Annotated in this window: 1 pseudogene; it reads right to left on the reverse strand. The window is 54.8% G+C overall.

From position 1 onward, the window contains the following. Positions 1-252 (reverse strand): annotated as a pseudogene (locus SB658_RS25935) (F0F1 ATP synthase subunit alpha); the annotation flags it as partial.

Raw genomic sequence — 252 nt, forward strand, 5'->3', positions numbered from 1 at the left:
GCTGTCCGCGGCCGATCGGAATTAACGCGTCGATCGCTTTGATACCCGTTTGCAGCGGCTCATGTACCGATTTACGGTCCATTACGCCTGGAGCCTGGCTTTCGATCGGACGTGTTTTGCTTGTCAGAATCGGACCCAGTCCGTCTACCGGCTGTCCGAGCGGGTTGACGATACGTCCGATTAATTCTTCACCTACAGGAACTTCCATGATGCGGCCCGTTCTTTTGACCTCATCACCTTCGCGGATATCTC

Origin of the sequence: Bacillus sp. SIMBA_008, assembly GCF_046535495.1 — a bacterium.
Classification (GTDB): Bacteria; Bacillota; Bacilli; order Bacillales; family Bacillaceae; genus Bacillus; species Bacillus subtilis.